22 protein-coding genes are annotated in these 23,181 nt (G+C 61.9%); 13 read left to right on the top strand and 9 right to left on the bottom strand.

Annotated features, from left to right (window positions below; all coding sequences use genetic code 11):
• Positions 1 to 19 precede the first annotated feature (19 nt).
• From fepC to fepD, 3 genes are read right to left on the bottom strand one after another with little or no spacing between them, the layout of a single operon-like run.
• Positions 20 to 814, bottom strand: coding sequence for an iron-enterobactin ABC transporter ATP-binding protein (gene fepC / locus ACT3IC_RS03280; RefSeq protein ID WP_473476169.1), 795 nt, complete (start codon positions 812 to 814; stop codon positions 20 to 22).
• Positions 811 to 1,803 (bottom strand): iron-enterobactin ABC transporter permease, encoded by a 993-nt coding sequence (gene fepG / locus ACT3IC_RS03275; protein ID WP_473476166.1) that lies wholly within the window; start codon positions 1,801 to 1,803, stop codon positions 811 to 813. The genes fepC and fepG overlap by 4 nt, the downstream gene beginning before the upstream one ends.
• Positions 1,800 to 2,804 (bottom strand): Fe(3+)-siderophore ABC transporter permease, encoded by a 1,005-nt coding sequence (gene fepD, locus ACT3IC_RS03270; RefSeq protein WP_103178625.1) that lies wholly within the window; start codon positions 2,802 to 2,804, stop codon positions 1,800 to 1,802. Before fepD ends, fepG begins: the two co-directional genes overlap by 4 nt.
• A 111-nt stretch (positions 2,805 to 2,915) precedes the next feature.
• Here fepD and entS point away from each other — a divergent pair, with 111 nt between their 5' ends.
• Positions 2,916 to 4,151, top strand: a complete 1,236-nt coding sequence (entS, locus tag ACT3IC_RS03265) for an enterobactin transporter EntS (protein ID WP_473476163.1) — start codon at positions 2,916 to 2,918, stop codon at positions 4,149 to 4,151.
• Positions 4,152 to 4,323: 172 nt separating this feature from the next.
• On the opposite strand, the gene fepB is transcribed toward entS, so the two are convergent.
• Positions 4,324 to 5,283 carry a Fe2+-enterobactin ABC transporter substrate-binding protein gene (gene fepB / locus ACT3IC_RS03260; RefSeq protein WP_214421720.1) on the bottom strand — a complete coding sequence of 320 codons (960 nt, stop codon included), beginning with the start codon at positions 5,281 to 5,283 and terminating at the stop codon, positions 4,324 to 4,326.
• Positions 5,284 to 5,470: 187 nt separating this feature from the next.
• On the opposite strand from fepB, the gene entC reads away from it, so the two are divergent.
• The 7 genes from entC (at position 5,471) to ACT3IC_RS03225 (ending at position 12,910) form a co-directional block, all read left to right on the top strand.
• A complete protein-coding gene (gene entC / locus ACT3IC_RS03255) occupies positions 5,471 to 6,646 on the top strand; it encodes an isochorismate synthase EntC (protein ID WP_103178629.1) in 1,176 nt (391 codons plus the stop codon).
• Positions 6,647 to 6,655: 9 nt separating this feature from the next.
• Positions 6,656 to 8,254 carry a (2,3-dihydroxybenzoyl)adenylate synthase EntE gene (gene entE / locus ACT3IC_RS03250; RefSeq protein WP_159339307.1) on the top strand — a complete coding sequence of 533 codons (1,599 nt, stop codon included), beginning with the start codon at positions 6,656 to 6,658 and terminating at the stop codon, positions 8,252 to 8,254.
• Between the two features lie 11 nt (positions 8,255 to 8,265).
• Complete coding sequence (locus ACT3IC_RS03245; RefSeq protein ID WP_103178631.1) at positions 8,266 to 9,120, top strand: isochorismatase; 855 nt, start codon at positions 8,266 to 8,268, stop codon at positions 9,118 to 9,120.
• The gene (gene entA, locus ACT3IC_RS03240) at positions 9,117 to 9,869 is read left to right on the top strand and encodes a 2,3-dihydro-2,3-dihydroxybenzoate dehydrogenase EntA (RefSeq protein WP_197431833.1); all 753 of its coding nucleotides are present in this window, start codon (positions 9,117 to 9,119) and stop codon (positions 9,867 to 9,869) included. The genes ACT3IC_RS03245 and entA overlap by 4 nt, the downstream gene beginning before the upstream one ends.
• Complete coding sequence (gene entH / locus ACT3IC_RS03235; RefSeq protein ID WP_156654076.1) at positions 9,870 to 10,283, top strand: proofreading thioesterase EntH; 414 nt, start codon at positions 9,870 to 9,872, stop codon at positions 10,281 to 10,283.
• Positions 10,284 to 10,547: 264 nt separating this feature from the next.
• Positions 10,548 to 12,653, top strand: a complete 2,106-nt coding sequence (gene cstA, locus ACT3IC_RS03230; RefSeq protein WP_156654077.1) for a pyruvate/proton symporter CstA — start codon at positions 10,548 to 10,550, stop codon at positions 12,651 to 12,653.
• A 59-nt stretch (positions 12,654 to 12,712) separates the two neighbouring features.
• Complete coding sequence (locus ACT3IC_RS03225; protein ID WP_014169079.1) at positions 12,713 to 12,910, top strand: YbdD/YjiX family protein; 198 nt, start codon at positions 12,713 to 12,715, stop codon at positions 12,908 to 12,910.
• Here ACT3IC_RS03225 and ACT3IC_RS03220 read toward each other — a convergent pair.
• The 4 genes from ACT3IC_RS03220 to ACT3IC_RS03205 all read right to left on the bottom strand — a co-directional run bounded on the left by ACT3IC_RS03220 (position 12,907) and on the right by ACT3IC_RS03205 (position 15,681).
• Positions 12,907 to 13,311 carry a helix-turn-helix domain-containing protein gene (locus ACT3IC_RS03220; protein ID WP_114315653.1) on the bottom strand — a complete coding sequence of 135 codons (405 nt, stop codon included), beginning with the start codon at positions 13,309 to 13,311 and terminating at the stop codon, positions 12,907 to 12,909. The genes ACT3IC_RS03225 and ACT3IC_RS03220 overlap by 4 nt on opposite strands.
• A complete protein-coding gene (locus ACT3IC_RS03215; RefSeq protein WP_103178635.1) occupies positions 13,292 to 13,588 on the bottom strand; it encodes a type II toxin-antitoxin system RelE family toxin in 297 nt (98 codons plus the stop codon). Before ACT3IC_RS03215 ends, ACT3IC_RS03220 begins: the two co-directional genes overlap by 20 nt.
• 190 nt (positions 13,589 to 13,778) lie before the next feature.
• A complete protein-coding gene (locus ACT3IC_RS03210; protein ID WP_103178636.1) occupies positions 13,779 to 14,522 on the bottom strand; it encodes an SDR family NAD(P)-dependent oxidoreductase in 744 nt (247 codons plus the stop codon).
• 61 nt (positions 14,523 to 14,583) lie between these two features.
• Positions 14,584 to 15,681 (bottom strand): oxidoreductase, encoded by a 1,098-nt coding sequence (locus tag ACT3IC_RS03205; RefSeq protein WP_156654078.1) that lies wholly within the window; start codon positions 15,679 to 15,681, stop codon positions 14,584 to 14,586.
• Positions 15,682 to 15,839: 158 nt separating this feature from the next.
• On the opposite strand from ACT3IC_RS03205, the gene ACT3IC_RS03200 reads away from it, so the two are divergent.
• From ACT3IC_RS03200 to ACT3IC_RS03185, 4 genes are all read left to right on the top strand, one after another.
• A complete protein-coding gene (locus tag ACT3IC_RS03200; protein WP_103178638.1) occupies positions 15,840 to 17,342 on the top strand; it encodes a sugar ABC transporter ATP-binding protein in 1,503 nt (500 codons plus the stop codon).
• A complete protein-coding gene (locus ACT3IC_RS03195; protein ID WP_103178639.1) occupies positions 17,339 to 18,334 on the top strand; it encodes an ABC transporter permease in 996 nt (331 codons plus the stop codon). Before ACT3IC_RS03200 ends, ACT3IC_RS03195 begins: the two co-directional genes overlap by 4 nt.
• A 20-nt stretch (positions 18,335 to 18,354) precedes the next feature.
• Complete coding sequence (locus ACT3IC_RS03190; RefSeq protein ID WP_473476153.1) at positions 18,355 to 19,419, top strand: sugar ABC transporter substrate-binding protein; 1,065 nt, start codon at positions 18,355 to 18,357, stop codon at positions 19,417 to 19,419.
• A gap of 85 nt (positions 19,420 to 19,504) precedes the next feature.
• A complete protein-coding gene (locus tag ACT3IC_RS03185; RefSeq protein ID WP_473476151.1) occupies positions 19,505 to 20,746 on the top strand; it encodes an LVIVD repeat-containing protein in 1,242 nt (413 codons plus the stop codon).
• A gap of 91 nt (positions 20,747 to 20,837) precedes the next feature.
• Here ACT3IC_RS03185 and mtnK read toward each other — a convergent pair whose 3' ends face one another.
• On the bottom strand, positions 20,838 to 22,037 hold the full coding sequence (gene mtnK / locus ACT3IC_RS03180; protein ID WP_473476149.1) for an S-methyl-5-thioribose kinase: 1,200 nt from the start codon (positions 22,035 to 22,037) through the stop codon (positions 20,838 to 20,840).
• Between the two features lie 105 nt (positions 22,038 to 22,142).
• On the opposite strand from mtnK, the gene mtnA reads away from it, so the two are divergent.
• The gene (mtnA, locus tag ACT3IC_RS03175; protein ID WP_103178643.1) at positions 22,143 to 23,171 is read left to right on the top strand and encodes an S-methyl-5-thioribose-1-phosphate isomerase; all 1,029 of its coding nucleotides are present in this window, start codon (positions 22,143 to 22,145) and stop codon (positions 23,169 to 23,171) included.
• Positions 23,172 to 23,181 lie beyond the last annotated feature (10 nt).

Below are 23,181 nucleotides of genomic sequence, written 5' to 3'. Positions count from 1 at the left end.
GCCGCCACCCGGCATTTTTCTACCGCCGTCCCAGCGGCACCACTAGCGGCGTACCCGCCACCGGGTCGTCGATGATCATGCAGCGCATCCCGTAGATCCGCTCGATCAGTTCCGGGGTGACGATCGCTTTCGGTGCGCCCTCAGCCACAATCTTACCGTCGCGCAGGGCTATCAGATGGGTGGCATAGCGGCAGGCCTGGTTCAGATCGTGCAGCACCGCCGCCAGGGTAAAGCCCTGGGTGCGGTTGAGGTCGCTCAGCAGCTCCAGCAGATCGATCTGATGGCTGATATCCAGCCAGGTGGTCGGCTCATCCAGCAACATGATCGACGTCTCCTGGGCCAGCACCATCGCAATCCACGCCCGCTGGCGCTGCCCGCCGGAGAGGGTATCCACGCTCTGCGCCGCCAGGTCGGTAATACCGGTGGCCTGCATCGCTTTGGTTACCGCCACTTCATCCTCTTTACGCCAGCGGGTAAATAGCGGCTGGTGGGGATAGCGTCCGCGCGCCACCAGCTCCTGGACGGTAATATCCCCCGGCGTGGTGGCGTTTTGCGCCAGCAACCCGATCCGGCGCGCCACCTCTTTGCTGGCAAAGCGCTGGATCTGCTCCCCATCGAGATAAACGCTGCCGTGCAGCGGCGTCATCAGACGGCTCAGGGTACGTAAGAGCGTCGATTTCCCGCAGCCGTTAGGGCCGATAATGGCGGTAAAGTGGCCGTCGGGGATCGCTACCTGCAGATCCTCGGCCACGATTTTCTTACCGTAGCCGAGGGTCAGATTGTCGCCGCGCAAGCGGGTCAGATTGGCACTCATTTCTTGCGGGACTCCTGAACAAGCAAGACGATGAGGTAGATGCCGCCCAGGCTGACGGTCACCACCCCCACCGGAAGTTGATAGGGCATAAACAGCCGCTGGGCGCAGAGATCCGCCGCCAGCAGCAAGAGCGATCCGCACAGCGCCGACTGGGTTAACCCCCAGCGGGCGGTACCGCTCAGGCGGCGGGCGATGTGCGGCGCCACCAGCGCAATAAAGGAGATCGGCCCGGCGATGGCGGTGGCCGCGGCGGTTAACACCACCGCCACCAGCATCAGCATCAGGCGCGAACGCTCGACGCTCACCCCCAGCGCACAGGCGCTGTCATCGCCCATCTCCAGCAGCCGCATGCGCTTCACCAGCAACAGGGCGCAGACAAACATCAGCAGGATCAGCGGGGCGGCGGGCAGGGTTTTGGCCCACGTCAGGCCGTTAAGCGACCCGGCGAACCACAGCCCGGCAGAGAGCGAGGTCTCCAGCGACGCCTGTAGCAGCAGCCAGGTATTAAAGGCCATCAGCATGGCGCGCATGCCGATGCCGATGATGATCAGGCGGAAGGTCTCGATCCCGTCGCGCCAGGCCAGCGCCCAGACCACCAGCGAAGTGAGAATACCCCCCGCCATGGCCGCAAGCGTAATGGCCGTCAGGTGCTGGCCAAACAGCACCATTGCCACCAGCACGCCGCTCCAGGCGCCGGTGTTAAAGCCCATCACGTCCGGGCTGCCCAGCGGGTTGCGCATCAGCGACTGGAATATCGCGCCGCTGATCCCCAGCGCCGCGCCCACCAGCAGGGCCATCATCACTCTGGGTAAGCGCCATTCCGTCACCACCATGGTGATATTACGCGGCGCGCTGCCGGTGAGGGCGTTAAAGACCTGGCTCATATCAAGCGTCACCGCGCCGCTTTGCAGGCTGACGATCGCCACGGCGAGACTCACCAGCACCAGCACCAGGCAGCTGAACACTAAACGACGGGAAGGGGCCATCATACTCCACCTCCGCGCTTGCGGCGCACCAGGAAGATCAGCACCGGCGCGCCGATAAAGGCGCTGACCACGGATACCCGCAGCTCGCCCGGTACCAGAAGGCGACCGAGGATATCGGCAAACAGCAGCAGGGCAGGGGTGGCAAGCAGGGTCACCGGCAAGGACCAGCGGTGATCGGCCCCCACCAGCCAGCGGGCCATGTGCGGCATCATCAGGCCGATAAAGGCGATGGGGCCCACCACCGCCGTGGCGCTCCCGCACAATACGGTGATGGTCAGTAATCCCAGAAGCTGGGTGCGCGCCACCCGGCTGCCGAGGGCGGTAGCGGTGTCGCTCCCGAGGCTCAGGCTGTTGAGCGCCCGGCTTAACAGCAGCGCCACGGCGGCGGCGATCAGTACCGGCACGCTCACCACCTGCAACGTTTGCAGGGTGCGGATATCCAGAGAGCCCGCCTGCCAGAAGCGCAGCTGGTCGTAAACGTCCGGGTTGAGCAGGGCGATGCCGTTGGAGAGCCCCTCCAGCACCGCGCCGAGGGCCACGCCCGCGAGCGTCAGGCGCACCGGGCTGAGCTGGCCGCCGCCCTGGCTGCCGGTAAAGGCCACCAGCAGGGAGGCGGCAAAGGCGCCGCACAGCGCCATCACCAGCTGTTCGCCGGGAGAGGAAAAGCCAAACAGCGCCGCGCCCAGCACGATGGCGAAGCTCGCTCCGGCGTTAACGCCGAGAATACCGGGGTCAGCCAGCGGGTTGCGGGTCAGGGTCTGCATCAACGCCCCGGCGAGACCGAGGGCAGCACCGGCCAGCAGGCCGGCCAGGGTGCGCGGCAGGCGGGCATCCCGCACGATGGTGCAGTCGGCGCTTTGACAGGTGGCGGAGAGGGCATCCACCACCACCGAAAAGGGCAGCGGTTTGGCACCCACCAACAGGCTGAGGGCAATCGCCAGCGTGAGCAGTAACAGTAAGCCGGGCACGGCAACGGCGCGTGACGCGGAAAGGGAGTACGACATAGCTACGTCCATGATTTGATAATGATAGTAATTATCGTTATCTATCTTATTTAGCTATGTTAGCATGTGCGGCCATGGAATTGGTACAAAAGAAACCATTAAGGCTTTGTAATGACCCGACAATCCTGGCTGCTCAATCTGAGTTTGCTGAAGACCCATCCGGCGTTTCGTGCTGTTTTTATTGCCCGTTTTATCTCTATTTTATCCCTTGGCCTGCTCGGTGTGGCCGTCCCGGTACAAATCCAGATGATGACCCACTCCAGCTGGCTGGTGGGGCTCTCCGTTACCCTCACCGGCGGGGCGATGTTTATCGGCCTGATGGTGGGCGGAGTGCTGGCGGATCGCTACGAGCGTAAGAAGCTGATTCTGCTGGCGCGGGGCACCTGCGGGGTGGGCTTTGTCGGTCTCTGTCTGAACGCGCTGCTGCCGGAGCCGTCATTAATTGCCATCTATGCCCTCGGTCTGTGGGATGGCTTTTTTGCATCATTAGGGGTGACGGCGCTGCTGGCGGCGACACCTGCGCTGGTAGGACGCGAAAACCTGATGCAGGCGGGGGCCATCACCATGCTCACCGTGCGTCTGGGATCGGTTATCTCGCCGATGGTCGGCGGCCTGCTGCTCGGCACCGGTAACGTGGCCTGGAACTACGGCCTGGCGGCAGCGGGCACCTTTATCACCACCTTAACCCTGCTGCGTCTGCCGCTGCTGCCGCCTCCGCCCCAGCCGCGCGAGCATCCGCTTAAGTCGCTGCTGGCGGCGATCCGCTTTCTGTTCAGCAATCCGCTGATCGGTGGCATCGCCCTGCTGGGCGGGCTGCTGACGATGGCGAGCGCGGTGCGGGTGCTCTATCCGGCGCTGGCGATTTCGTGGCAGATGAGCGTGTCACAGATTGGCCTGCTCTATGCCGCCATCCCGCTGGGTGCAGCCTTTGGCGCCCTCACCAGCGGCAACCTGGCGCAGAGTGTCCGTCCGGGGCTGATTATGCTGCTGGCGACCCTGGCCTCGTTTATCGCCATCGGCTTCTTCAGCCTGATGCCGGTCTGGGCGCTGGGGGTGATCTGCCTGGCGCTGTTTGGCTGGCTGAGCGCGGTGAGTTCGCTGCTGCAATACACCCTGATCCAGACTCAGACCCCGGAGGCGATGCTCGGACGTATCAACGGCTTGTGGACGGCGCAAAACGTCACCGGCGATGCGATTGGTGCCGCCATTCTCGGCGGGCTGGGGGCGATCATGACCCCGGTAGCGGCGGCGAGCAGCAGCGGGTTTGTGCTGGCGATAGTGGGGGCGATATTGCTGATGGTGCTGGCGGAGCTACGTCGGTTTCGGCAGGAGATTGCCACGGTTTAACGCGGTGGAATGTGCCGGGTGGCGGCTACGCCTTACCCGGCCTACAAAACCTACACCGGCACGAACCGTAGGCCCGGTAAGCGCAGCGCCACCGGGCATCAGGCCGCACGGTACAACCCCCCCGAACCGTAGGCCCGGTAAGCGCAGCGCCACCGGGCATCAACATGCACGACTATTTAAACAAGGCCTCTAACCGCTCCAGCACCCGGGTGGCGCTGAAATAATCCAGACGGAAGGTTTCAGTCCCCAGCGCCCAGACGCGTTTGTTCTGCACCGCCGGCAGATGGGCCAGCAGGGGGTTGGCGTAGATCGCCTCCACATCCTTCCCATCCCCGGCAAACAGGAACAGCCCTTCGCCGTTCAGTCCGGCGGCCAGGTTTTCACCCCCTAACTGCACAATATCGTGGCGCTTGCCCTGGCTCTGGGACGGATTCAGCCCGGCGGGCAGGGGGGCAAGAGAGAAGCCGAGCTGTTGCAGCAGCTTGCCCTGCGCCGATTCGGTGGTCCAGAGGTTGGCGCTGTGGGCGGCAGCGGTGTAGACGATGGCATTCACCGGCTGCGGCGGCAGCTTCATCTGCTGCTTCACCCGGGCGAGCTGCTTATCAAACTCCGCAATCCGCGCTGCGGCCTGCTGCTCCTGGCCTGTAATCGTGCCCAGCTGGGTCAGCAGCGCCTGCCAGCTTTTATCGTCGTAATTGATGATAAGCGTCGGGGCGATGGCGGAGAGCTGATCGTAGAGCGCGACGGCGGAATCGCCCCCGGTGGCGCTAATGAGGATCAGATCCGGCATCTGGGCGGCCACCGCTTCTGCGCTCGGCTCGCCGATGTAGAGCCGCGCCAGCTTACGCTCTTTCGCGATCTCTCCCCACTGGCGCAAAAAGCCCTGATCGTCTGCCACCCGGTTATTCGGGGTGGTGGCGCCGCTGGCAACCACCGGGGCGTCAATGGCCAGCAGGGAGCCGGTGAGGGTCACGCTGGTGGAGACAATCCGCGTAGGTTTGCTCTCAAGGGTGTGCGTTCCGCGGCTGTCCGTCACCTGACGCGGCCAGTCGGCGGCGACGGCTGAGGTTAATCCTGAAAATAAAAGGCTGATAAAAAGCAGGGTGTTACGGCAATAGGCGGGCAGTTTCACTAAGGGGCATCCTGTTTTTGTTGAAGTTAATGCTTCTCATTTTCATGAATGAGCCGAAGGGATGCAAGCGATAGTCGCACAAGTTACACGCTGGGCTGTTGACACCATTGCGCTCTGGGATTAGGTTAGCCAGCGAAAATATAAATGATAATAATTCTTACTGCTTTTATCATTTCAGGAGGATGATATGGATACGTCACTGGCTGAGGATGTTCAGCACACCGCGACCCGGCTGCAAAAAGAGAGCTTCTTCTTTATGTCGCCCTATCGCAGTTTTACCACCTCTGGCTGCTTTGCCCGTTTTTCCACTCCCGCCGTTGGCGGCGACGATCCGGCAAGCCCATTCCAGCAGCAGCTGAAACAGGCCTTTGCCAATGCTAAAGCCGCTGGCATCAGCAACCCGGTGATGGTAGGGGCTATCCCCTTTGATACCCGCCAGCCGTCGTCGCTGTTTATCCCGGAGCTGTGGCAATCATTTGCCCGCCCGGCGCGTCAGCAGGCTGCCCGCTATGCCGCCCGAACCTCACCGCTGACGGTCAAATCCCGCACCGAGATCCCGGCCCAGTTAGCCTTTGAGGAGATGGTGGCCCGCGCCGCCGTTTTGACCGCCACTCCGCGCGTCAACAAGGTAGTGCTGTCGCGCCTGATCGATATCGCAACTGAAGAGAAACTCGACAGCGGCGCGCTGCTGGAAAAACTGATCGCCCAGAACCCGGCCAGCTTTAATTTCCACGTCCCGCTGGAGGATGGCGGGGTGCTGCTCGGCGCCAGCCCGGAGCTGCTGCTGCGTAAAGAGGGGGCACACTTCAGCTCCCTGCCGCTGGCAGGCTCGGCTCGTCGTCAGCCGGATGACATGCTCGATCGCGAGGCGGGCAACAAGCTGCTGGCCTCGGAAAAAGATCGCCACGAACATGAGCTGGTCACCCAGGCGATGAAGGCGGTGCTGGCCCCGCGCAGCCATCGGCTGACCATGCCCGCCTCGCCGCAGCTCATCACCACCCCGACCCTGTGGCATCTGGCGACCCCGGTGGAAGGCGAGGCGCGTGAAGATGAGAACGCCCTGACCCTGGCCTGCCTGCTGCACCCGACCCCGGCATTGAGCGGCTTCCCGCACCAGGCGGCGAAGGAGCTGATTGCCGAGCTGGAGCCGTTCGACCGCGAGCTGTTCGGCGGCATCGTCGGCTGGTGCGACAGCGAAGGCAACGGCGAGTGGGTGGTGACCATCCGCTGCGCGCGTATTCAGGCCAACAGCGTACGTCTGTTTGCCGGTGCCGGGATTGTTCCGGCCTCTTCCCCGGTGGCCGAATGGCGTGAAACCGGCGTGAAGCTGACCACCATGCTCAACGTTTTTGGTTTGCATTAAGGATTAATCATGACCCTTCCCTTTACCCGCTGGCCCGACGAATTTGCCCGCCGCTATCGTGAAAAAGGTTACTGGCAGGATCTGCCCCTGACGGACATTCTCACCCGCCACGGCGACAGCGACGCGTGGGCGTTAGTCGACGGCGAACGCCGCATCACGTACCGCCAGTTCCAGCAGTCCGTCAATAACCTGGCGTCGGCGTTGCAGGCGCAGGGCGTTCAGCGGGGTGAAACCGCCCTGGTACAGCTGGGCAACGTCGCCGAGTTCTACATCACCTTTTTCGCCCTGTTGCAGGTGGGCGTGGCCCCGGTTAATGCCCTCTTCAGCCATCAGCGCAGCGAGCTGAACGCCTACGCCAGCCAGATTGAACCCGCGCTGCTGATTGCCGATCGCGCTCACGGTCTCTTTGCTGGCGACGACTTCCTCAACACCTTTGTTGACCAGCACCGTTCCGTGCGCACGGTGCTGCTGCGTGGAGACGGGCTGGAGGCAGCGATTGCCCGCCCGGCGGAACATTTTATCGCCACCCCGACCCCGGCGGACGAAGTGGCGTTCTTCCAGCTTTCCGGCGGCAGCACCGGCACGCCGAAGCTGATCCCGCGCACCCACAACGACTATTACTACAGCATTCGTCGCAGCAACGAAATCTGCGGCATTACCGCGGATACCCGTTACCTGAACGCACTCCCGGCGGCGCATAACTTCGCGATGAGTTCCCCCGGCTCGCTGGGGGTCTTTATGGCCGGAGGCTGCGTGGTGCTGGCGAACGATCCGAGCGCCACGCTCTGCTTCCCGCTAATCGAACAACATCAGATCACCGTCACCTCGCTGGTGCCGCCTGCGGTCAGCCTGTGGTTACAGGCTATCAGCGAGGGGGCGGGCAATGCGCAGCTGGCATCCCTGCAACTGTTGCAGGTGGGCGGGGCGCGACTCTCCGCCACCCTGGCCGCCCGTATTCCGGCTGAGATCGGCTGTCAGCTCCAGCAGGTGTTTGGCATGGCCGAAGGGCTGGTGAACTACACCGCGCTGGATGATACGCCGGAGCGCATTATCAATACCCAGGGTCGCCCGATGTGCCCGGATGACGAAGTGTGGGTGGCCGATGAGCACGGTAATCCGCTGCCGCGCGGCGAGGTGGGGCGCCTGATGACCCGCGGGCCGTACACCTTCCGCGGCTACTACAAGAGCCCGGAGCACAACGCCAGCGCCTTCGATGAGAACGGCTTTTACTGCTCCGGGGATCTGATCGCCATTGACGAGCAGGGCTACATCACCGTGCAGGGGCGTGAGAAAGATCAGATTAACCGCGGCGGTGAAAAAATTGCCGCCGAAGAGGTGGAAAACCTGCTCCTGCGCCACGAGGCGGTGATCCACGCCGCGCTGGTCAGCATGGAAGACAGCCTGCTGGGCGAGAAGAGCTGCGCGTATCTGGTGGTGAAACAGCCCCTGCGAGCGGTGGAGGTGCGCCGCTTCCTGCGCGAGCAGGGCGTCGCCGAATTTAAGCTGCCGGATCGCGTCGAGTGCCTGGAGGCACTGCCGCTGACGCCGGTAGGGAAAGTGGATAAAAAACAATTACGCCTGTGGCTGGTCGAACGGGCCCGGGGCTGAGGAGCAAGACGATGGCAATTCCAAAATTAACCGGTTACGCGCTGCCGGGCGCGGCAGATCTGCCGACCAATAAAGTGAGCTGGACGATGGAGCCCGCGCGCGCCGCGCTGCTGATCCACGATATGCAGGAGTATTTCCTCAACTTCTGGGGCGAGAACTGCCCGATGATGGCGCAGGTGGTGGCGAACATCGCCCGGCTGCGTGACTACTGCAAACAGCAGGGGATCCCGGTCTACTATACCGCCCAGCCGAAAGAGCAGAGCGATGAGGACCGCGCCCTGCTGAACGACATGTGGGGGCCGGGCCTGACCCGCTCGCCGGAGCAGCAGCGCATCGTGGCTGAACTGACGCCGGACGAAGCCGACACCGTGCTGGTGAAGTGGCGCTACAGCGCGTTTCACCGCTCGCCGCTGGAGCAGATGCTTAAAGAGAGCGGCCGCGATCAGCTCATCATCACCGGCGTGTACGCCCATATCGGCTGCATGACCACCGCCACCGACGCCTTTATGCGCGACATTCAGCCGTTCTTCGTCGCCGATGCGCTGGCGGACTTCACCCGGGACGAGCACCTGATGTCGCTCAACTATGTGGCCGGTCGCTCCGGGCGCGTGGTGACTACCGACGAGCTGCTGCCCTCGCTGCCAGCCAGCAAAGCGGCGCTGCGCGAGCTCATCCTGCCTCTGCTGGATGAGTCCGACGAGCCGATGGATGATGAAAACCTGATCGACTACGGGCTGGATTCGGTGCGGATGATGGCCCTGGCGGCACGCTGGCGCAAAGTGCACGGCGATATCGACTTTGTGATGCTGGCGAAAAACCCTACCCTTGATGCCTGGTGGGCGCTGCTCTCCCGCGAGGTGAAATGATGCTGGATTTCACGGGTAAAACCGTCTGGGTGACCGGGGCCGGAAAAGGCATCGGTTACGCCACGGCCCGGGCGTTTGCGGCGGCGGGCGCGGAGGTGACGGGCTTTGATGTCGCCTTCCCGCAGGCGGAATATCCCTTTGCCACCGAAGTGCTGGACGTGGCGGATGCGCAGCAGGTCAACGCGGTTTGCGGGCGTCTGCTGGCGAGCCTCGAGCGGCTTGATGTGCTGGTGAATGCCGCCGGTATTTTACGCATGGGCGCCACCGACCAGCTCTCACAGGCGGACTGGCAGCAGACCTTTGCGGTCAACGTCGGTGGAGCGTTCAACCTGTTCCAGCAGACGATGGGCCAGTTCCGTCGTCAGCAGGGTGGGGCGATTGTCACCGTGGCCTCCGACGCGGCCCATACGCCACGCATCGGCATGAGCGCTTACGGCGCTTCGAAAGCGGCGCTGAAAAGTCTGGCGCTCACCGTCGGCCTGGAGCTGGCGGGGAGCGGCGTGCGCTCTAACCTGGTCTCGCCGGGCTCCACCGATACCGACATGCAGCGCACCCTGTGGAAAAGCGACGATGCCGAGCAGCAGCGTATTCGCGGGTTTGGCGAGCAGTTCAAGCTCGGCATTCCGCTGGGTAAAATCGCCCGCCCAGAGGAGATCGCCAGCACCGTGCTGTTCCTCGCCTCCGACCACGCCAGCCACATCACGTTGCAGGATATCGTGGTGGACGGCGGCTCCACGCTGGGGGCCTAGATGATCTGGAAACGTCATTTATCGCTGGAGGCGCTGAACGCTACCAGCCTGAATACGATGGTGGCGCATCTGGGGATCGTCTACACCCGGCTGGAGGATGACACCCTGGAGGCCGAGATGCCGGTGGATACGCGCACTCATCAGCCGTTTGGTTTACTGCACGGCGGCGCGTCGGCGGCGCTGGCGGAGACCCTGGGGTCGATGGCTGGCTTCCTGATGACCCGCGACGGGCAGAGCGTGGTGGGCACGGAACTGAACGCCACCCATCACCGGGCGGTGTCGCAGGGCAAGGTGCGCGGGGTGTGTCAGCCGCTGCACCTCGGGCGCACCAGCCAGAGCTGGGAGATTGTGGTGTTTGACGAGCAGGGACGGCGCTGCTGTACCTGCCGGTTGAGTACGATGGTGTTGGGGTAGAGCGTGCGGCTGTGTGCCGGGTGGCGCTGCGCTTACCCGGCCTACGGTTCGATGCGGCTGTTTGCCGGGTGGCATTTCAGCGCTGAGCCCTGTTTTAATTAAGGTCCTCCGCCGCGGGACGGGGTGAAAGTGATCGGCTTAACAATGTTATGTAAATGACTGGTTGGATGTCTGTTTTTACGTGTGGTTGAGTTGTTAAATCTTAAGCGAGTGTTATAGATACAAAATGTAACATCTCACTTCTGCGATGATGGAAACCATATCATGAATAACTCAGGGAAATACCTCATATGGGCAGGGCTCTCCGTGGTGGGTGCCTTTGCGCTGGGCTATATCGCCCTCAACCGCGGTGAACAGATCAATGCGCTGTGGATAGTCGTCGCAGCGGTCTGTATCTATCTGATTGCCTACCGTTTTTACGGCAAGTTTATTGCCCATAACGTCCTCTCGGTTGACCCGACGCGCATGACGCCAGCGGTGCGCCATAACGACGGGCTGGACTATGTGCCAACCGATAAAAAAGTGCTGTTCGGTCACCACTTTGCCGCTATCGCCGGGGCCGGGCCGCTGGTGGGGCCCGTGCTGGCCGCGCAGATGGGCTACCTGCCCGGGATGATCTGGATCCTCGCCGGGGTGGTGCTGGCAGGCGCAGTGCAGGACTTTATGGTGCTGTTCGTCTCCACCCGCCGCGACGGGCGTTCCCTCGGCGAGCTGGTAAAAGAGGAGATGGGCCCGACCGCCGGGGTGATTGCGCTGGTGGCCTGCTTTATGATCATGGTGATCATCCTTGCGGTGCTGGCGATGATCGTGGTGAAAGCCCTGACCCACAGCCCGTGGGGGACATATACCGTCGCCTTTACCATTCCGCTGGCAATTTTTATGGGGATCTACATCCGCTACCTGCGCCCGGGGCGCATCGGCGAAGTGTCGGTGATTGGCCTGGTCTTCCTGGTCTTCGCCATTATCTCCGGCGGCTGGGTGGCCGAGAGCCCAACCTGGGCGCCATACTTTGACTATACCGGCGTACAGCTGACCTGGATGCTGGTGGGCTATGGCTTTGTAGCGGCGGTGCTGCCGGTGTGGCTGCTGCTGGCTCCGCGCGATTACCTCTCCACCTTCCTGAAAATCGGCACCATTGTTGGCCTGGCGATTGGCATTCTGATCATGCGCCCGACCCTGACCATGCCGGCGGTGACGAAGTTTATTGATGGCACAGGTCCGGTCTGGTCCGGCAATATGTTCCCGTTCCTGTTTATCACCATCGCCTGTGGCGCGGTCTCTGGCTTCCATGCCCTGATCGCCTCCGGCACCACGCCGAAGATGCTGGCGAATGAAAACCAGGCCTGCTTTATCGGCTACGGCGGCATGCTGATGGAGTCCTTCGTGGCGATCATGGCGCTGGTCTCCGCCTGCATTATCGATCCGGGCGTCTACTTTGCGATGAACAGCCCGATTGCGGTGCTGGCGCCTGCCGGTACGGCGGACGTGGTGGCCTCTGCGGCCCAGGTGGTCAGCGGCTGGGGCTTTAGCATTACCCCGGATACTCTCTCTCAGATTGCCAACGAGGTAGGCGAGCAGTCGATTATCTCCCGCGCGGGCGGTGCGCCGACCCTGGCGGTGGGCATGGCCTACATTCTGCACGGCGCGCTGGGCGGTCTGATGGATGTGTCGTTCTGGTATCACTTCGCCATCCTCTTCGAAGCGCTCTTTATCCTGACGGCGGTGGATGCCGGGACACGTGCGGCGCGCTTTATGCTGCAGGATCTGCTGGGGGTGATCTCCCCCGGCCTCAAACGCACCGAATCGCTGCCTGCGAACCTGCTGGCGACGGCGCTCTGCGTCCTGGCGTGGGGTTACTTCCTGCATCAGGGGGTGGTCGATCCGCTGGGCGGCATCAACACCCTGTGGCCGCTGTTCGGTATCGCTAACCAGATGCTGGCCGGTATGGCGCTGATGCTCTGCGCGGTGGTGCTGTTCAAGATGAAACGTCAGCGTTACGCCTGGGTCGCCCTGGTGCCAACCGCCTGGCTGCTGATCTGTACCCTGACCGCAGGCTGGCAGAAAGCCTTCAGCAGCGATGCCAAAGTGGGCTTCCTGGCCATCGCCAACAAGTTCCAGGCGATGATCGACAGCGGCAAGATCCCGGCGCAGTATACCGAGTCCCAGCTCTCGCAGCTGGTCTTTAACAACCGTCTGGATGCCGGGCTGACCATCTTCTTTATGGTGGTGGTTGTGGTGCTGGCGCTCTATTCTCTGAAGACCGCGCTGGCCGCCCTGAAACAGGACAAACCTACCGCGAAAGAGACGCCGTATGAGCCGATGCCGGCCAACTATGAAGAGATTGTGACCCAGGCGAAAGGGGCGCATTAACCTGTGTGCCGGGTGGCGCTAGCGCTTACCCGGCCTACCTTTTTTGTGAGAGAAGAGCGATGTTCGATACCCTGTCAAAAGCCGGTAAATATTTAGGGCAGGCCGCAAAAATGATGATCGGCGTGCCGGACTACGACAACTATGTCGAGCATATGCGCGTCAACCATCCTGACCAGACGCCGATGACCTACGAGGCGTTTTTCCGCGATCGCCAGGATGCCCGCTACGGCGGTAAAGGCGGCGCGAAGTGCTGTTAACCCTCTTTCGGTAAGTAGAGGCTGATCTGCTCCTGCTTACAGCCATAAATGGCCGCCAGCTTTTCGCGGGTGCGTTTTTGCGGGCGGGAATCCACGGCTTCCAGCTGTGATACGGCGGACTGGCTGATGCCCAGCTTGTCGGCCACCTCCTGCTGGGACAGACCGCGGTAGATGCGCCAGGCCGCCTGCAGGCTGACATTTTCGCTATGCATTACGTTGCAGACCTCTCCCGGCAAGCCAACATTATCGTAGATATCTGATTCGTATGGAATGTCTTCCCATTCGCTTTCATCGTCGTCATCCTGCTCCAGCATGGCTAAGCGCATGCGAAGATAGTCCCTGTACGGAATGACGGCATATTGCGTTTTTCCCTCTTCATCCTTAATCAACTGCACAGTCATATTCCATCTGCTCCTCATGAAGATAGGTGGTTGTTGTTCGACGCTTAACGGATACCACATAACAGGTATCACTTTGCTGATTCTCAAGGGTGTAGATGACCCTGTAATCACCCACCCGCAATCGATGGTGGTTTTCGGGTGAGGACAATTTTTTAATATCCGCCACGGGAGCGGCATGGTCATCCAGACTCGCCAGCCTGCGTGCAATGCGCCAGCGATAGCGGGGATCGATTTTCGCTAACTGTTTCTCCGCGGTTTTTGACCAGACAATCTTCATCCGTACCTCCACTGTACGCCCACACGAAATATAAGGAAATAATAAGACTATTAGATAAATTCCGAATGTCTTATGGGGTACTGTAGGGCGAGGAGAAGAGCGGAAAAAGCGGCAAAAGTAAGTTTGTCGAGGCGGGTCGAAAACGCCTCTGCCGGACGACAGAGGCTAACATCAAAACTGCGAGCAGGCGTCAGGCGTTCAGCCCGCCGTCCACATCCAGCCCGGTGCCGGAGATCTGCCCGGCGGCGGGGCTGGCAAGGAAGGTCACCGCGGCGGCGACATCCTCTGGCTGACCATAGTGCCCGAGGGCAATAAGCTGACGCTGGGAGGCGGCCTGATCGCCATCTTCCGGGTTCATGTCACTGTTGGTTGGGCCAGGGTGAACCAGGTTGACGGTGATCCCGCGCGGGCCGAGATCGCGCGCCAGCCCGCGGGTCAGGGAGTTGAGCGCCGATTTGGTCATGGAGTAAACGGCGATGCCGGGCTGGGCAACGCGGTTCGCCAGACAACTGCCGATGTTGATGATGCGCCCGCCGTCGGACATGTGAACCAGCGCCTCCTGAATGGCGATCACCACCCCGCGAATATTGACGTTGATAAGGGCATCAATGTCCGCCAGGGTCATCGTCTCCAGCGGACCACCGCGCGCAATCCCGGCATTGTTCACCAGGATATCCAGCCCGCCGAGGCTGCGCGCCGCCTGGGTGACGGCATCCTGAATCGCCTGAGCGCTGGCGCTGTCCGCCTGGATCGCCTCGGCGCGCCGCCCCAGCGCGCGGATCTCATCCGCGACGGCCTGGGCTTTATCGGCGGATTTCTCATAGGTGATAACGACATCGGCGCCGGCGCGTGCCAGGGAGAGCGCAATGGCACGGCCTAACCCACGACTGGCACCGGTTACCAGCGCCTTTTTACCTGTTAAGTCGATCTGCATGATGACCTCGTTACGAGAGTGGTGATGATCATCATTAGGTATAGAGGGCCAGTTCCCGGCGTCAATGCGCCGGGTGGCTGAAGTTTTCCACTTTTTCAAATGCGGCGCGCAGCACCTCCGGCGTCAGGGCGATCGGCAGGGCGTGGATCGACTCTACCGGGCGCAGGGTGTGGGCGATCACCCGGTCCAGCGCCTCGCGATTATGGATGTCAACCTCCAGCTCACGCAAGGTGGTGGGCAGGTTAAAGCGCTGGTAGGCCGCGACCAGCTCGCGCAGCACCTCGTCCTGGCCGAGCAGGGCGCTCTGCACCAGGATCCCGTATGCCACCTTGGTGCCGTGGAGGAATGGCGCGGTCTGCGGCAGCACCGTTAAGCCGTTATGCACCGCATGCGCTGCCGCCACGCGGGTGTAGCGCTCCCCGAGCCCGCCGACCATGCCGCCACCGGCGATAATGGCATCCACCACGTCATGAAACTCACGCGTCACCTCGCGCCGCGTCTGGTCCGCTAACGCCTGCTCGCTGTGCGCCAGCAGCACGTCGCGGATCGCCAGCGCCCCGTTAATGCCGAGCCTCACCGTCAGCGGGAGGTGTTCGGGCTCTGGAGCCAGCACCACCGCTTCATACCATTTCGCCAGCGTGTCGCCGATCCCCGCCAGCAGGTACTCTGCCGGGGCGTTGAGGACGATCTCGGGCTCGACGAGCACCAGATAGTTGGCATCGTCAAAGATCTCAAAATGGAGCGCCTGCCCGGCGTCGTTGTACCACACCGACAGCGGGGTCCATGCCGCGCAGGTGGCCGCGATGGTGGGAATAGCCACCAGCGGCAGACCCAGACGGCGGGCCATTGCTTTAGCGGTATCCAGCAGCGCGCCGCCGCCGACGCCAATCACCACGCTGCGATCCGCGCCGGAGGCTTCTGCAAGCTGATTCACATCGCGCTTGCTGCAGTGGCCTTTAAAGAGCAGCCGTTTTGCTCCGGCAGCGTCAAAACTGTCCGGCAGGAACGGTCGGGCCCCGGCCAGGGCGCGTTCACCGTAGATCCATACCGCCCGGGAGAGTTGCTCCGGGGTAAAAAAATCGTCCAGGCGAGCCAGAGCGCCGCGGTGGGAGTAGTAGTTTGCCGGGCCGGGAACGACGCGGATGTCAGTGTTGCTCATGAGGGTTTCCTTTTTGCGAAGCGCTAACCTGATGTTATGTCTGGACATCCGGATGGCTAATACTATTTTGCTTTATCTTATGCTTTTTCCGTCGTTGCCAGCCAGCCAGTGCTGTGAAAAATTCTATAAATCAAAAGATTAATACAGGATTGCAGCGGATGATAACCAGTCGCCTCGAGATGCGCGGCATCAGCCTGGCTTTTTCTGGCTTTCAGGCGTTGTCGCAGGTGGATTTCACCCTGACGGGCGGATCGGTGCACGCGCTCACGGGCGCGAACGGCGCCGGGAAATCCACGCTGATGGCGGTTCTGTGCGGGACGCACGCCCACTATACGGGCGAAATCAGCATCAACAATCAGCCCGTCATCATTCGTGAGCCGGTGGAGGCCAAACAGCTGGGTATCCACCTGGTGCAGCAGGAGGTGGACGTGGCGCTGATCCCCGGCCTCAGCATCGCAGAAAACATCATGCTCGACCATCTGGCGCAGCCGGGACACCGCTTTCGCTGGGGCGCGATGCGGGAGCAGGCCCGGCAGGCGCTGGCGCAGCTCGACGTCTCCCTCGACGTGCGACGTTCCATCGACAGTTGCACCCTGGCAGAAAAGCAGCAGATCCTGCTGGCGCGGGCGCTCTCCCATCACTGCCGCTTTCTTATTCTCGACGAACCTACCGCGCCGCTGGATGCCCACGAAAGCGAGCGGCTGTTCACGGTTGTGCGCCGCCTGCAACAGCAGGGGATCGGGGTGGTCTTTATCTCCCACCGCATCCATGAGCTGAAGGCGATCTGCGACACCTTAACGGTGCTGCGCGACGGCAAGCTGATTGAGTCCGGCCCGATGGCGAATCTCAGTGGGGAGGCGATTGTCGAGAAGATGCTCGGCCATGCGCTGACCGATATCTACCCCCCTGCGCGACCAAAGCACAGCGCCGAAACGCTGCTGCGGGTGGAAGGGCTGCACGACGAAGGGCTGCTGAAGGATATCTCCCTGCATCTGCGTAAGGGGGAGATTCTCGGTATCGCCGGGCTGGCGGGGGCCGGAAAAACCGAGCTCTGCAAGGCGCTCTTTGGCGCGACCAAAAGCCAGGTGGCGAAGGGCGAGCTGAACCAGCAGCCGTGGACGCCGCGCGACCCGGCAGACTCCGTGCTGCGCGGGCTGGCGCTGGTGCCTGAGGAGCGGCGTAAAGAGGGCATTTTTATCGATGAGCCGGTGAGCATGAACCTGGCTGTGTCAGCGGATAACTCCTTTTCACGCTGGAGCCTGTTTGGTCATCGCCAGGCGTGGCGCTGGGCCGAAGAGGTGATCGCCCGGGTGGGGGTGCGCACCCGCGGGCCAGGGCAGGTACTGCGCCGTCTGTCGGGCGGCAACCAGCAAAAAGTGGCGATTGGCAAGTGGCTGCGCGGTAACGCCCAGGTGCTGATCTTCGACGAGCCCACCAAAGGGGTGGACGTGAAGGCCAAAACCGATCTGTTCCAGCTTATTGACGGCCTGGCGCGGGAAGGCAAAGGGGTGATTTACGCCTCGGGCGAGTTCGCTGAGCTGGTGGGGCTGTGTGACCGCATCTGCGTGCTGTGGGACGGGCGCATCGTGGCGGAAGTGGACGGGGCAAGCGCCCGGGAAGAGACATTACTTTATTATTCAACCGGAGGAACGGCGTCGTGAGCAAGGCCCTTTCAGTCAACGAGGCGGTGTCTGGCCGTCAGCACATTTTCGATTTTCTCTATAAATGGGGCATGTTGCTGACGGTGGTCGCGCTGGTGGCCATTTTCGGCCTGGCGTCGGAGAACTTCCTCGACCCCAACAACATCATCAACATTCTGCGCTCCATTGCCATCGTGACGGTGATTGCCGTCGGGGTCTCCATCTCGCTGACCATCGGCGGGTTTGACCTCTCGGTGGGCTCGACGGCGTCACTGGCGAATGCGCTGGTGATCTCGCTCTTCGTCTGGCACGGCTTCGGCACCACCGAATCGATTCTCATCACTCTGGCGCTCTGCACCCTGGTGGGGCTGTTTAACGCCTTTTTAATCGTCATTCTGCGCATTCCCGACATGCTCGCTACTCTTGCCAGCCTGTTTGTGATCCAGGGGGTGGCGATGACCTACAGCTACGGCGGGTCGATCACCGAGAACATGGTCCTGCCGAGCGGCGACATGGCGGAGGGGACCATTCCGGCAGCCTTTGGCGCGCTGGGGCAGGTGCCGACCATCGTCATTATCATGCTGGCGGTGACGCTGCTGGCGCAGCTGGGGCTGTCGCTCACCACCCACGGTCGCCGGATGTACGCCATTGGCGGTAACCCGGAGGCGGCGCGCCTGTCCGGGATCCGCACCACCCGCTACAAGGTGGCGGCCTATGTGATCGCCTCGCTGCTGGCGGGGCTGGGCGGGATTCTGCTCGCCTCGCGCATTGGCTCCTCGCAGGTGAATGCCGGCGGCGGCTATCTGATGGATGCGGTGGCGGCGGCGTGGATCGGCTTTTCGCTGGCGGGCTCCGGTAAACCGAACGCGCTGGGCACCCTGGTGGGGGCGGTGATCCTCGGGGTGCTCTCCAACGGGCTGGTGATGCTCTCGGTACCCTATTACGCCATGGACATTATAAAAGGGCTGGTGCTTGCGGTGGCACTGGCGATGACGTACGTACAAAAACGCTAACAACACAACGGGATAACAGAATGAAAAAAGTTGCACTCTCTTTGCTGACGCTGGGATTACTGAGTTCACTGCCGGGCAATGCGGCGACCCCTGCGCCGGTGCCGGCGGCGATTGCCAACCATGAGGGGCAGATCCGCATCGCGGTGATCCGCAACCTCGGCTCCGACGACAACACCACCCAGTTTGTGGCCGGGGCGATTCAGGAAGGGAAAAAGCTCGGCTTTAAGGTCAGCACCTTTTTAAGCAACGGCGACGATGCCAAATTCCAGGACTTCGTTAACCAGGCCATCAGCCAGAAGTATGACGGGATTATTCTCTCTCAGGGGCGTGACCCGTACTCCACCGCGCTGGTGAAAAAGGCGGTGGATGCCGGGATCAAGGTGGCGGTGTTTGATACCGCGGTTAACGGCGAGATCCCGGGCGTGACGGTGACCCAGCAGGATGACGCCTCCCTGACCAACCTCTCGTTCGGCCAACTGGTGAAGGATTTCAACGGCAAGGCTAACATCATCAAGCTATGGGTGGCGGGCTTCCCGCCGATGGAGCGCCGTCAGACCGCTTACCAGGCGCTGCTGAAGGCGAACCCGGGCATCAACGAGCTGGAGTCCATCGGGGCGGTATCGTCCGATGTGCAGGGCGACACCGCCAACAAGGTGGGCGCGGTGCTGGCGAAATACCCGAAAGGCAAGATCGACGCTATCTGGGGCACCTGGGATGCCTTCAGCCAGGGCGCTTATAAAGCGCTGAAAGAGAATGGCCGCACCGAGATCAAACTCTACAGCATCGATATCTCCAACCAGGATTTGCAGCTGATGCGCGAAGCGGGCAGCCCGTGGGTGGTGAGCGTGGCGGTCGATCCGAAGCTGATTGGCGCGACGAACGTGCGTCTGATCGCCAATAAAATTGCCGGAGAAGCGACGCCTGCGACCTATGACTTTAAAGCCGCGGCTATTCCGCAGGCGCTGCTGTCGGCCCAGCCGGGTGCGGTGAACGTGGCCTCTTTAGGCAAAATCATTCCAGGCTGGGGCCAGACCGACGATTTTATCGCCCCATGGTTCGCGACGCTGGAAGCGAAGGCTAAATAAACTTTGCCGGGTGGCGGCTGCGCCTTACCCGTCCTACGGACAGTAGGCCCGGTAAGCGCAGCGCCACCGGGCAACAGGAGGTTGCGTGACCGCATTACCCACCCCCGAATACAGCCGCAATATGCGCTTAATCGGCCACAGCGACCAGGGCGGACGCCCGGACGGCGTGCAGCTGATGGTGCATCGCGGCTTCGCCTATATTGGGCATATGGTGTCGCAGGGCTTTTCCATCGTCGACGTGCGCGATCCGAAGAACCCGAAGGCGGCGGGCTATGTGCCTGCACCGCCGGGCACCTGGAACGTGCATCTGCAGGCCCATGACGATCTGCTGCTGGTGATCAACGCCCGGGATCTGTTTGCCGATGCCCGCTTTGCTGACGAAAAGGTCTACTACACCCGCCAGGTGGGGGAGACGGTCAGCGACGTGCAGGACAAAGGCTGGAGCGCCGGGCTGCGCATCTTTGATATCTCCACTCCGGATAAACCGCGGGAAATCAGCTTCCTGTCGCTAAGCGGCATCGGCATTCACCGCATCTGGTACGTGGGCGGACGCTGGGCCTACGTCTCGGCGCTGATCGACGGCTTTACCGATTACATTTTCCTGACCATCGATCTGGCGGACCCGCGCAAACCCGAAGTGGCGGGGCGCTGGTGGCTGCCGGGGATGAACCAGGCGGCAGGGGAGACCCCCAACTGGCCGGAAGGCAAACGCTACGCCCTGCATCACGCCATCATCGCCGGGGATACTGCCTACGGCAGCTGGCGCGACGGCGGCCTGACCTTGCTGGATGTAAAGGATCGCAGCCAGCCGAAATTGATCAGCCATCGTAACTGGAGCCCGCCGTTTGGTGGCGGCACCCACACCGCGCTGCCGCTGCCGGACCGGGATCTGCTGGTGGTGCTGGACGAAGCGGTGCTCGACAATCAGGAGGATGGGGAGAAGCTGATCTGGCTGTTTGATATTCGCGAGCCGTCGAACCCGGTGAGTATCTCCACCTTCCCGCAGCCAAACGAGCGGGATTATGTGGCGAAAGGGGCGCACTTCGGGCCGCACAATTTGCATGAGAACCGCCCCGGGAGCTTCGTCAGCTCAACGCTGATTTTTGCCACCTACCAGAACGCCGGGGTGCGCGCCTATGATATCTCCGATCCCTATCGTCCGGTGGAAACCGGGGCGCTGGTGCCCGCCGCACCGGAGAAGATGATGGATACGCGACCCAACCGCCCGCTGGTGATCCAGTCCTGCGATCTGTTTGTCGATGCCCAGGGGATTATCTACAGCACCGACTACAACGGCGGGCTGTCGGTAATTGAGTATTTAGGTTGAGTTTTTGCCGGGTGGCGGCTTCGCCTTACCCGGCCTACATTCGAATCGTAGGCCCGGTAAGCGTTAGCGCCACCGGGCAAACAGACCGCACCTAACTGTACTGACGCACCCGCGCCACCAGCTCATCCACGCTGTCGATACGGTCGGCAATGACGATTAACGCTTTACCGAGCGTAATGGCGTGGCGCAGGCATTCGTGGCGCATCTCGTCATCACGGATGATGTCGATATCCGCCACGTGTGACAGGCCCACGCTGCGGCGGATCAGCTCGGTGCCGCAGAAGCCAATGGCGTCGTGCCAGACCTTTTTCAGAAACGCGCTGGCATAACCCGGCACGCTGAGCGCCGCATCGCGGGATTTCTCCGTTGCCAGCGCCTGGAAACGTTCCGCGAAGGTATTCCACAGCTGCTGGATATCGATCAGGCGCTGTTCACGCCCGGCCGCTGCATCCCGGATGCCCAGATGGCCCGGCAGGCCGCAGAAGTTCAGCAGCAGGTTGCCGATGGCGGTACCGATATCAAATCCAATCGGGCCGAAATAACCGAACTCGGCGTCAATGGCTTTCAGGCTGCCCTCGGCGACAAAAATCGAGCCGCTGTGAATGTCGCCGTGCAGCAGCGCTTCGGCCTGGGAGAAGAAGCGGTGTTTCAGGGCGGCGACGGCAATTTTCAACTGGGCATCTTCGCGCAGGGCGGCCACATCACTTTCCAGCGCCGCCGGGTAGTTATTACGCGCGTGGATCTGGTACGGATCGTTGAAGAAGAGATCTTCGGTGATCTCGCACATCGCCGGGTTGAGGAACTTCGCCACCTGCGCTTTTTTGGTCTGTGGGTGCAGGTAAAAATCGCTGGTGTGGAACAGGGCGTGAGCCAGGTACTCCCCCAGCTGACGTGCCGCCTGAGGGTAAAACACATTGTTAATCAGCTCCCCGCGCCAGATCTTATGGCTGGAGAGATCTTCCATCACCATCACCGCCAGATCCGGGTCGAAGTGGTGGATTTTGACCGTATGCTGCGGGCTGTGCTGATAGTGCTCCACCAGAGTTTGCGCTTCGAGGCGGGCGCGATCCAGCGTCAGCGGCCAGGACTCTCCCACGCAGCGCACGTAGGGCAGGGCCTGCTTTACGATGATGCGGCTGACGCCCTGGTTATCGAAGATTTTAAACACCAGATTGAGGTTACCGTCGCCTACCTCCTGCGCCTCTACCAGCGAGGCGGGATCGTCGAGGCCGCCAAACTGTTGGGCATACGCTACGGCGTCCTGAGCGGTAAAGGTATGGTATTGCGACATTGCTTGTTCCTCATCTGTTCCGGTAATAAAGACATTTAGACGTCTATACATCTGAATTTTATCCTGACACAATGTGCTACAACAACGCAACAGAGAATTAACGACATGCAGAGATTACAGACGACCAGCCTGCGGGTGACGGAAAATCAGCTATTTATTCTCGACCAACAGGCGCTTCCGCAGGAGAAACGCTGGCTGGATGCGACAACGGTAGAGGCGCTGGTAGGGCATATTCACGCCCTGCGCGTGCGGGGCGCGCCGCTGATTGGCCTGTCTGCCAGCCTGCTGTTGGCGCTGCTGGCGGAAAACGGCCATAGCCGGGATGAACTGGCGGTGGCGCTGGAGACGCTGCGCGCCTCGCGTCCGACCGCGGTCAACCTGATGAACAATCTCGACCGTATGAAACAGGCGCTGTGGCAGGAGGATTTTGTCCCGGCGCTGGTGGCAGAGGCGCTGCGCCTGATCGACGAAGATAAGCAGCTCTGCGACGCGATTGCCCATGCAGGCAGCGCGCTGGTGAAGCCCGGCAGCCGCCTGCTCACCCATTGCAATACCGGTGGCCTGGCGACCGCCGGTGTGGGCACCGCGCTGGGGGTGATTGCCCTTGCCCATCAGCAGGGCAAGGTCAGCAACGTCTGGGTGGATGAGACCCGTCCGCTGTTGCAGGGCGGCAGGCTGACGGCCTGGGAGCTGGGTGAGCTGGGCGTGCCGTATAGTCTGATCACCGATTCAATGGCCGCCAGCCTGATGGCCAAAGGCCAGGTGGACGCGGTGTGGGTGGGGGCGGATCGCATTGCCGCTAACGGCGATGTGGCGAATAAAATCGGCACCTACTCCCTGGCGGTACTGGCGAAATTCCACGGTATTCCGTTCTATGTGGCTGCCCCGCAAACCACGCTCGATCCGAACTGCCCGAACGGGGAGGCGATCCCCATTGAACAGCGCGATGCCCGGGAGGTGACCGGCGTGGCGGGGAGCTTCGGTGCGGTACAGTGGGCGCCCACTGACGCACAGGTCTATAACCCGGCGTTCGACGTCACGCCAGCGTCACTGATAAGTGGGTGGGTGCTGGATACGGGCGTGGTACGGCCGGAAGAGGTGGCGAAGGGATTTTTTGGCAAGGGTGCGGTCTGAATAATGCCGG

The sequence above is a fragment of the Leclercia sp. GHBNCSD genome (assembly GCF_055805075.1).
Note: the sequence above shows the minus strand (reverse complement) of the source record. Positions and strands in the feature narration are given on the sequence as shown.

Excerpts from the sequence above, each read along its gene's own strand:
- fepD (WP_103178625.1), bottom strand. The coding sequence starts at position 2,804 with ATGTCGTACTCCCTTTCCGCGTCACGCGCCGTTGCCGTGCCCGGCTTA.
- ACT3IC_RS03225 (WP_014169079.1), top strand. The coding sequence starts at position 12,713 with ATGTTCGATACCCTGTCAAAAGCCGGTAAATATTTAGGGCAGGCCGCA.
- entS (WP_473476163.1), top strand. The coding sequence starts at position 2,916 with ATGACCCGACAATCCTGGCTGCTCAATCTGAGTTTGCTGAAGACCCAT.
- entC (WP_103178629.1), top strand. The coding sequence starts at position 5,471 with ATGGATACGTCACTGGCTGAGGATGTTCAGCACACCGCGACCCGGCTG.
- cstA (WP_156654077.1), top strand. The coding sequence starts at position 10,548 with ATGAATAACTCAGGGAAATACCTCATATGGGCAGGGCTCTCCGTGGTG.
- ACT3IC_RS03215 (WP_103178635.1), bottom strand. The coding sequence starts at position 13,588 with ATGAAGATTGTCTGGTCAAAAACCGCGGAGAAACAGTTAGCGAAAATC.
- ACT3IC_RS03205 (WP_156654078.1), bottom strand. The coding sequence starts at position 15,681 with ATGAGCAACACTGACATCCGCGTCGTTCCCGGCCCGGCAAACTACTAC.
- ACT3IC_RS03245 (WP_103178631.1), top strand. The coding sequence starts at position 8,266 with ATGGCAATTCCAAAATTAACCGGTTACGCGCTGCCGGGCGCGGCAGAT.
- ACT3IC_RS03220 (WP_114315653.1), bottom strand. The coding sequence starts at position 13,311 with ATGACTGTGCAGTTGATTAAGGATGAAGAGGGAAAAACGCAATATGCC.
- ACT3IC_RS03210 (WP_103178636.1), bottom strand. The coding sequence starts at position 14,522 with ATGCAGATCGACTTAACAGGTAAAAAGGCGCTGGTAACCGGTGCCAGT.
- entE (WP_159339307.1), top strand. The coding sequence starts at position 6,656 with ATGACCCTTCCCTTTACCCGCTGGCCCGACGAATTTGCCCGCCGCTAT.
- mtnK (WP_473476149.1), bottom strand. The coding sequence starts at position 22,037 with ATGTCGCAATACCATACCTTTACCGCTCAGGACGCCGTAGCGTATGCC.
- ACT3IC_RS03200 (WP_103178638.1), top strand. The coding sequence starts at position 15,840 with ATGATAACCAGTCGCCTCGAGATGCGCGGCATCAGCCTGGCTTTTTCT.
- fepC (WP_473476169.1), bottom strand. The coding sequence starts at position 814 with ATGAGTGCCAATCTGACCCGCTTGCGCGGCGACAATCTGACCCTCGGC.
- ACT3IC_RS03190 (WP_473476153.1), top strand. The coding sequence starts at position 18,355 with ATGAAAAAAGTTGCACTCTCTTTGCTGACGCTGGGATTACTGAGTTCA.
- entH (WP_156654076.1), top strand. The coding sequence starts at position 9,870 with ATGATCTGGAAACGTCATTTATCGCTGGAGGCGCTGAACGCTACCAGC.
- fepG (WP_473476166.1), bottom strand. The coding sequence starts at position 1,803 with ATGATGGCCCCTTCCCGTCGTTTAGTGTTCAGCTGCCTGGTGCTGGTG.
- entA (WP_197431833.1), top strand. The coding sequence starts at position 9,117 with ATGATGCTGGATTTCACGGGTAAAACCGTCTGGGTGACCGGGGCCGGA.
- mtnA (WP_103178643.1), top strand. The coding sequence starts at position 22,143 with ATGCAGAGATTACAGACGACCAGCCTGCGGGTGACGGAAAATCAGCTA.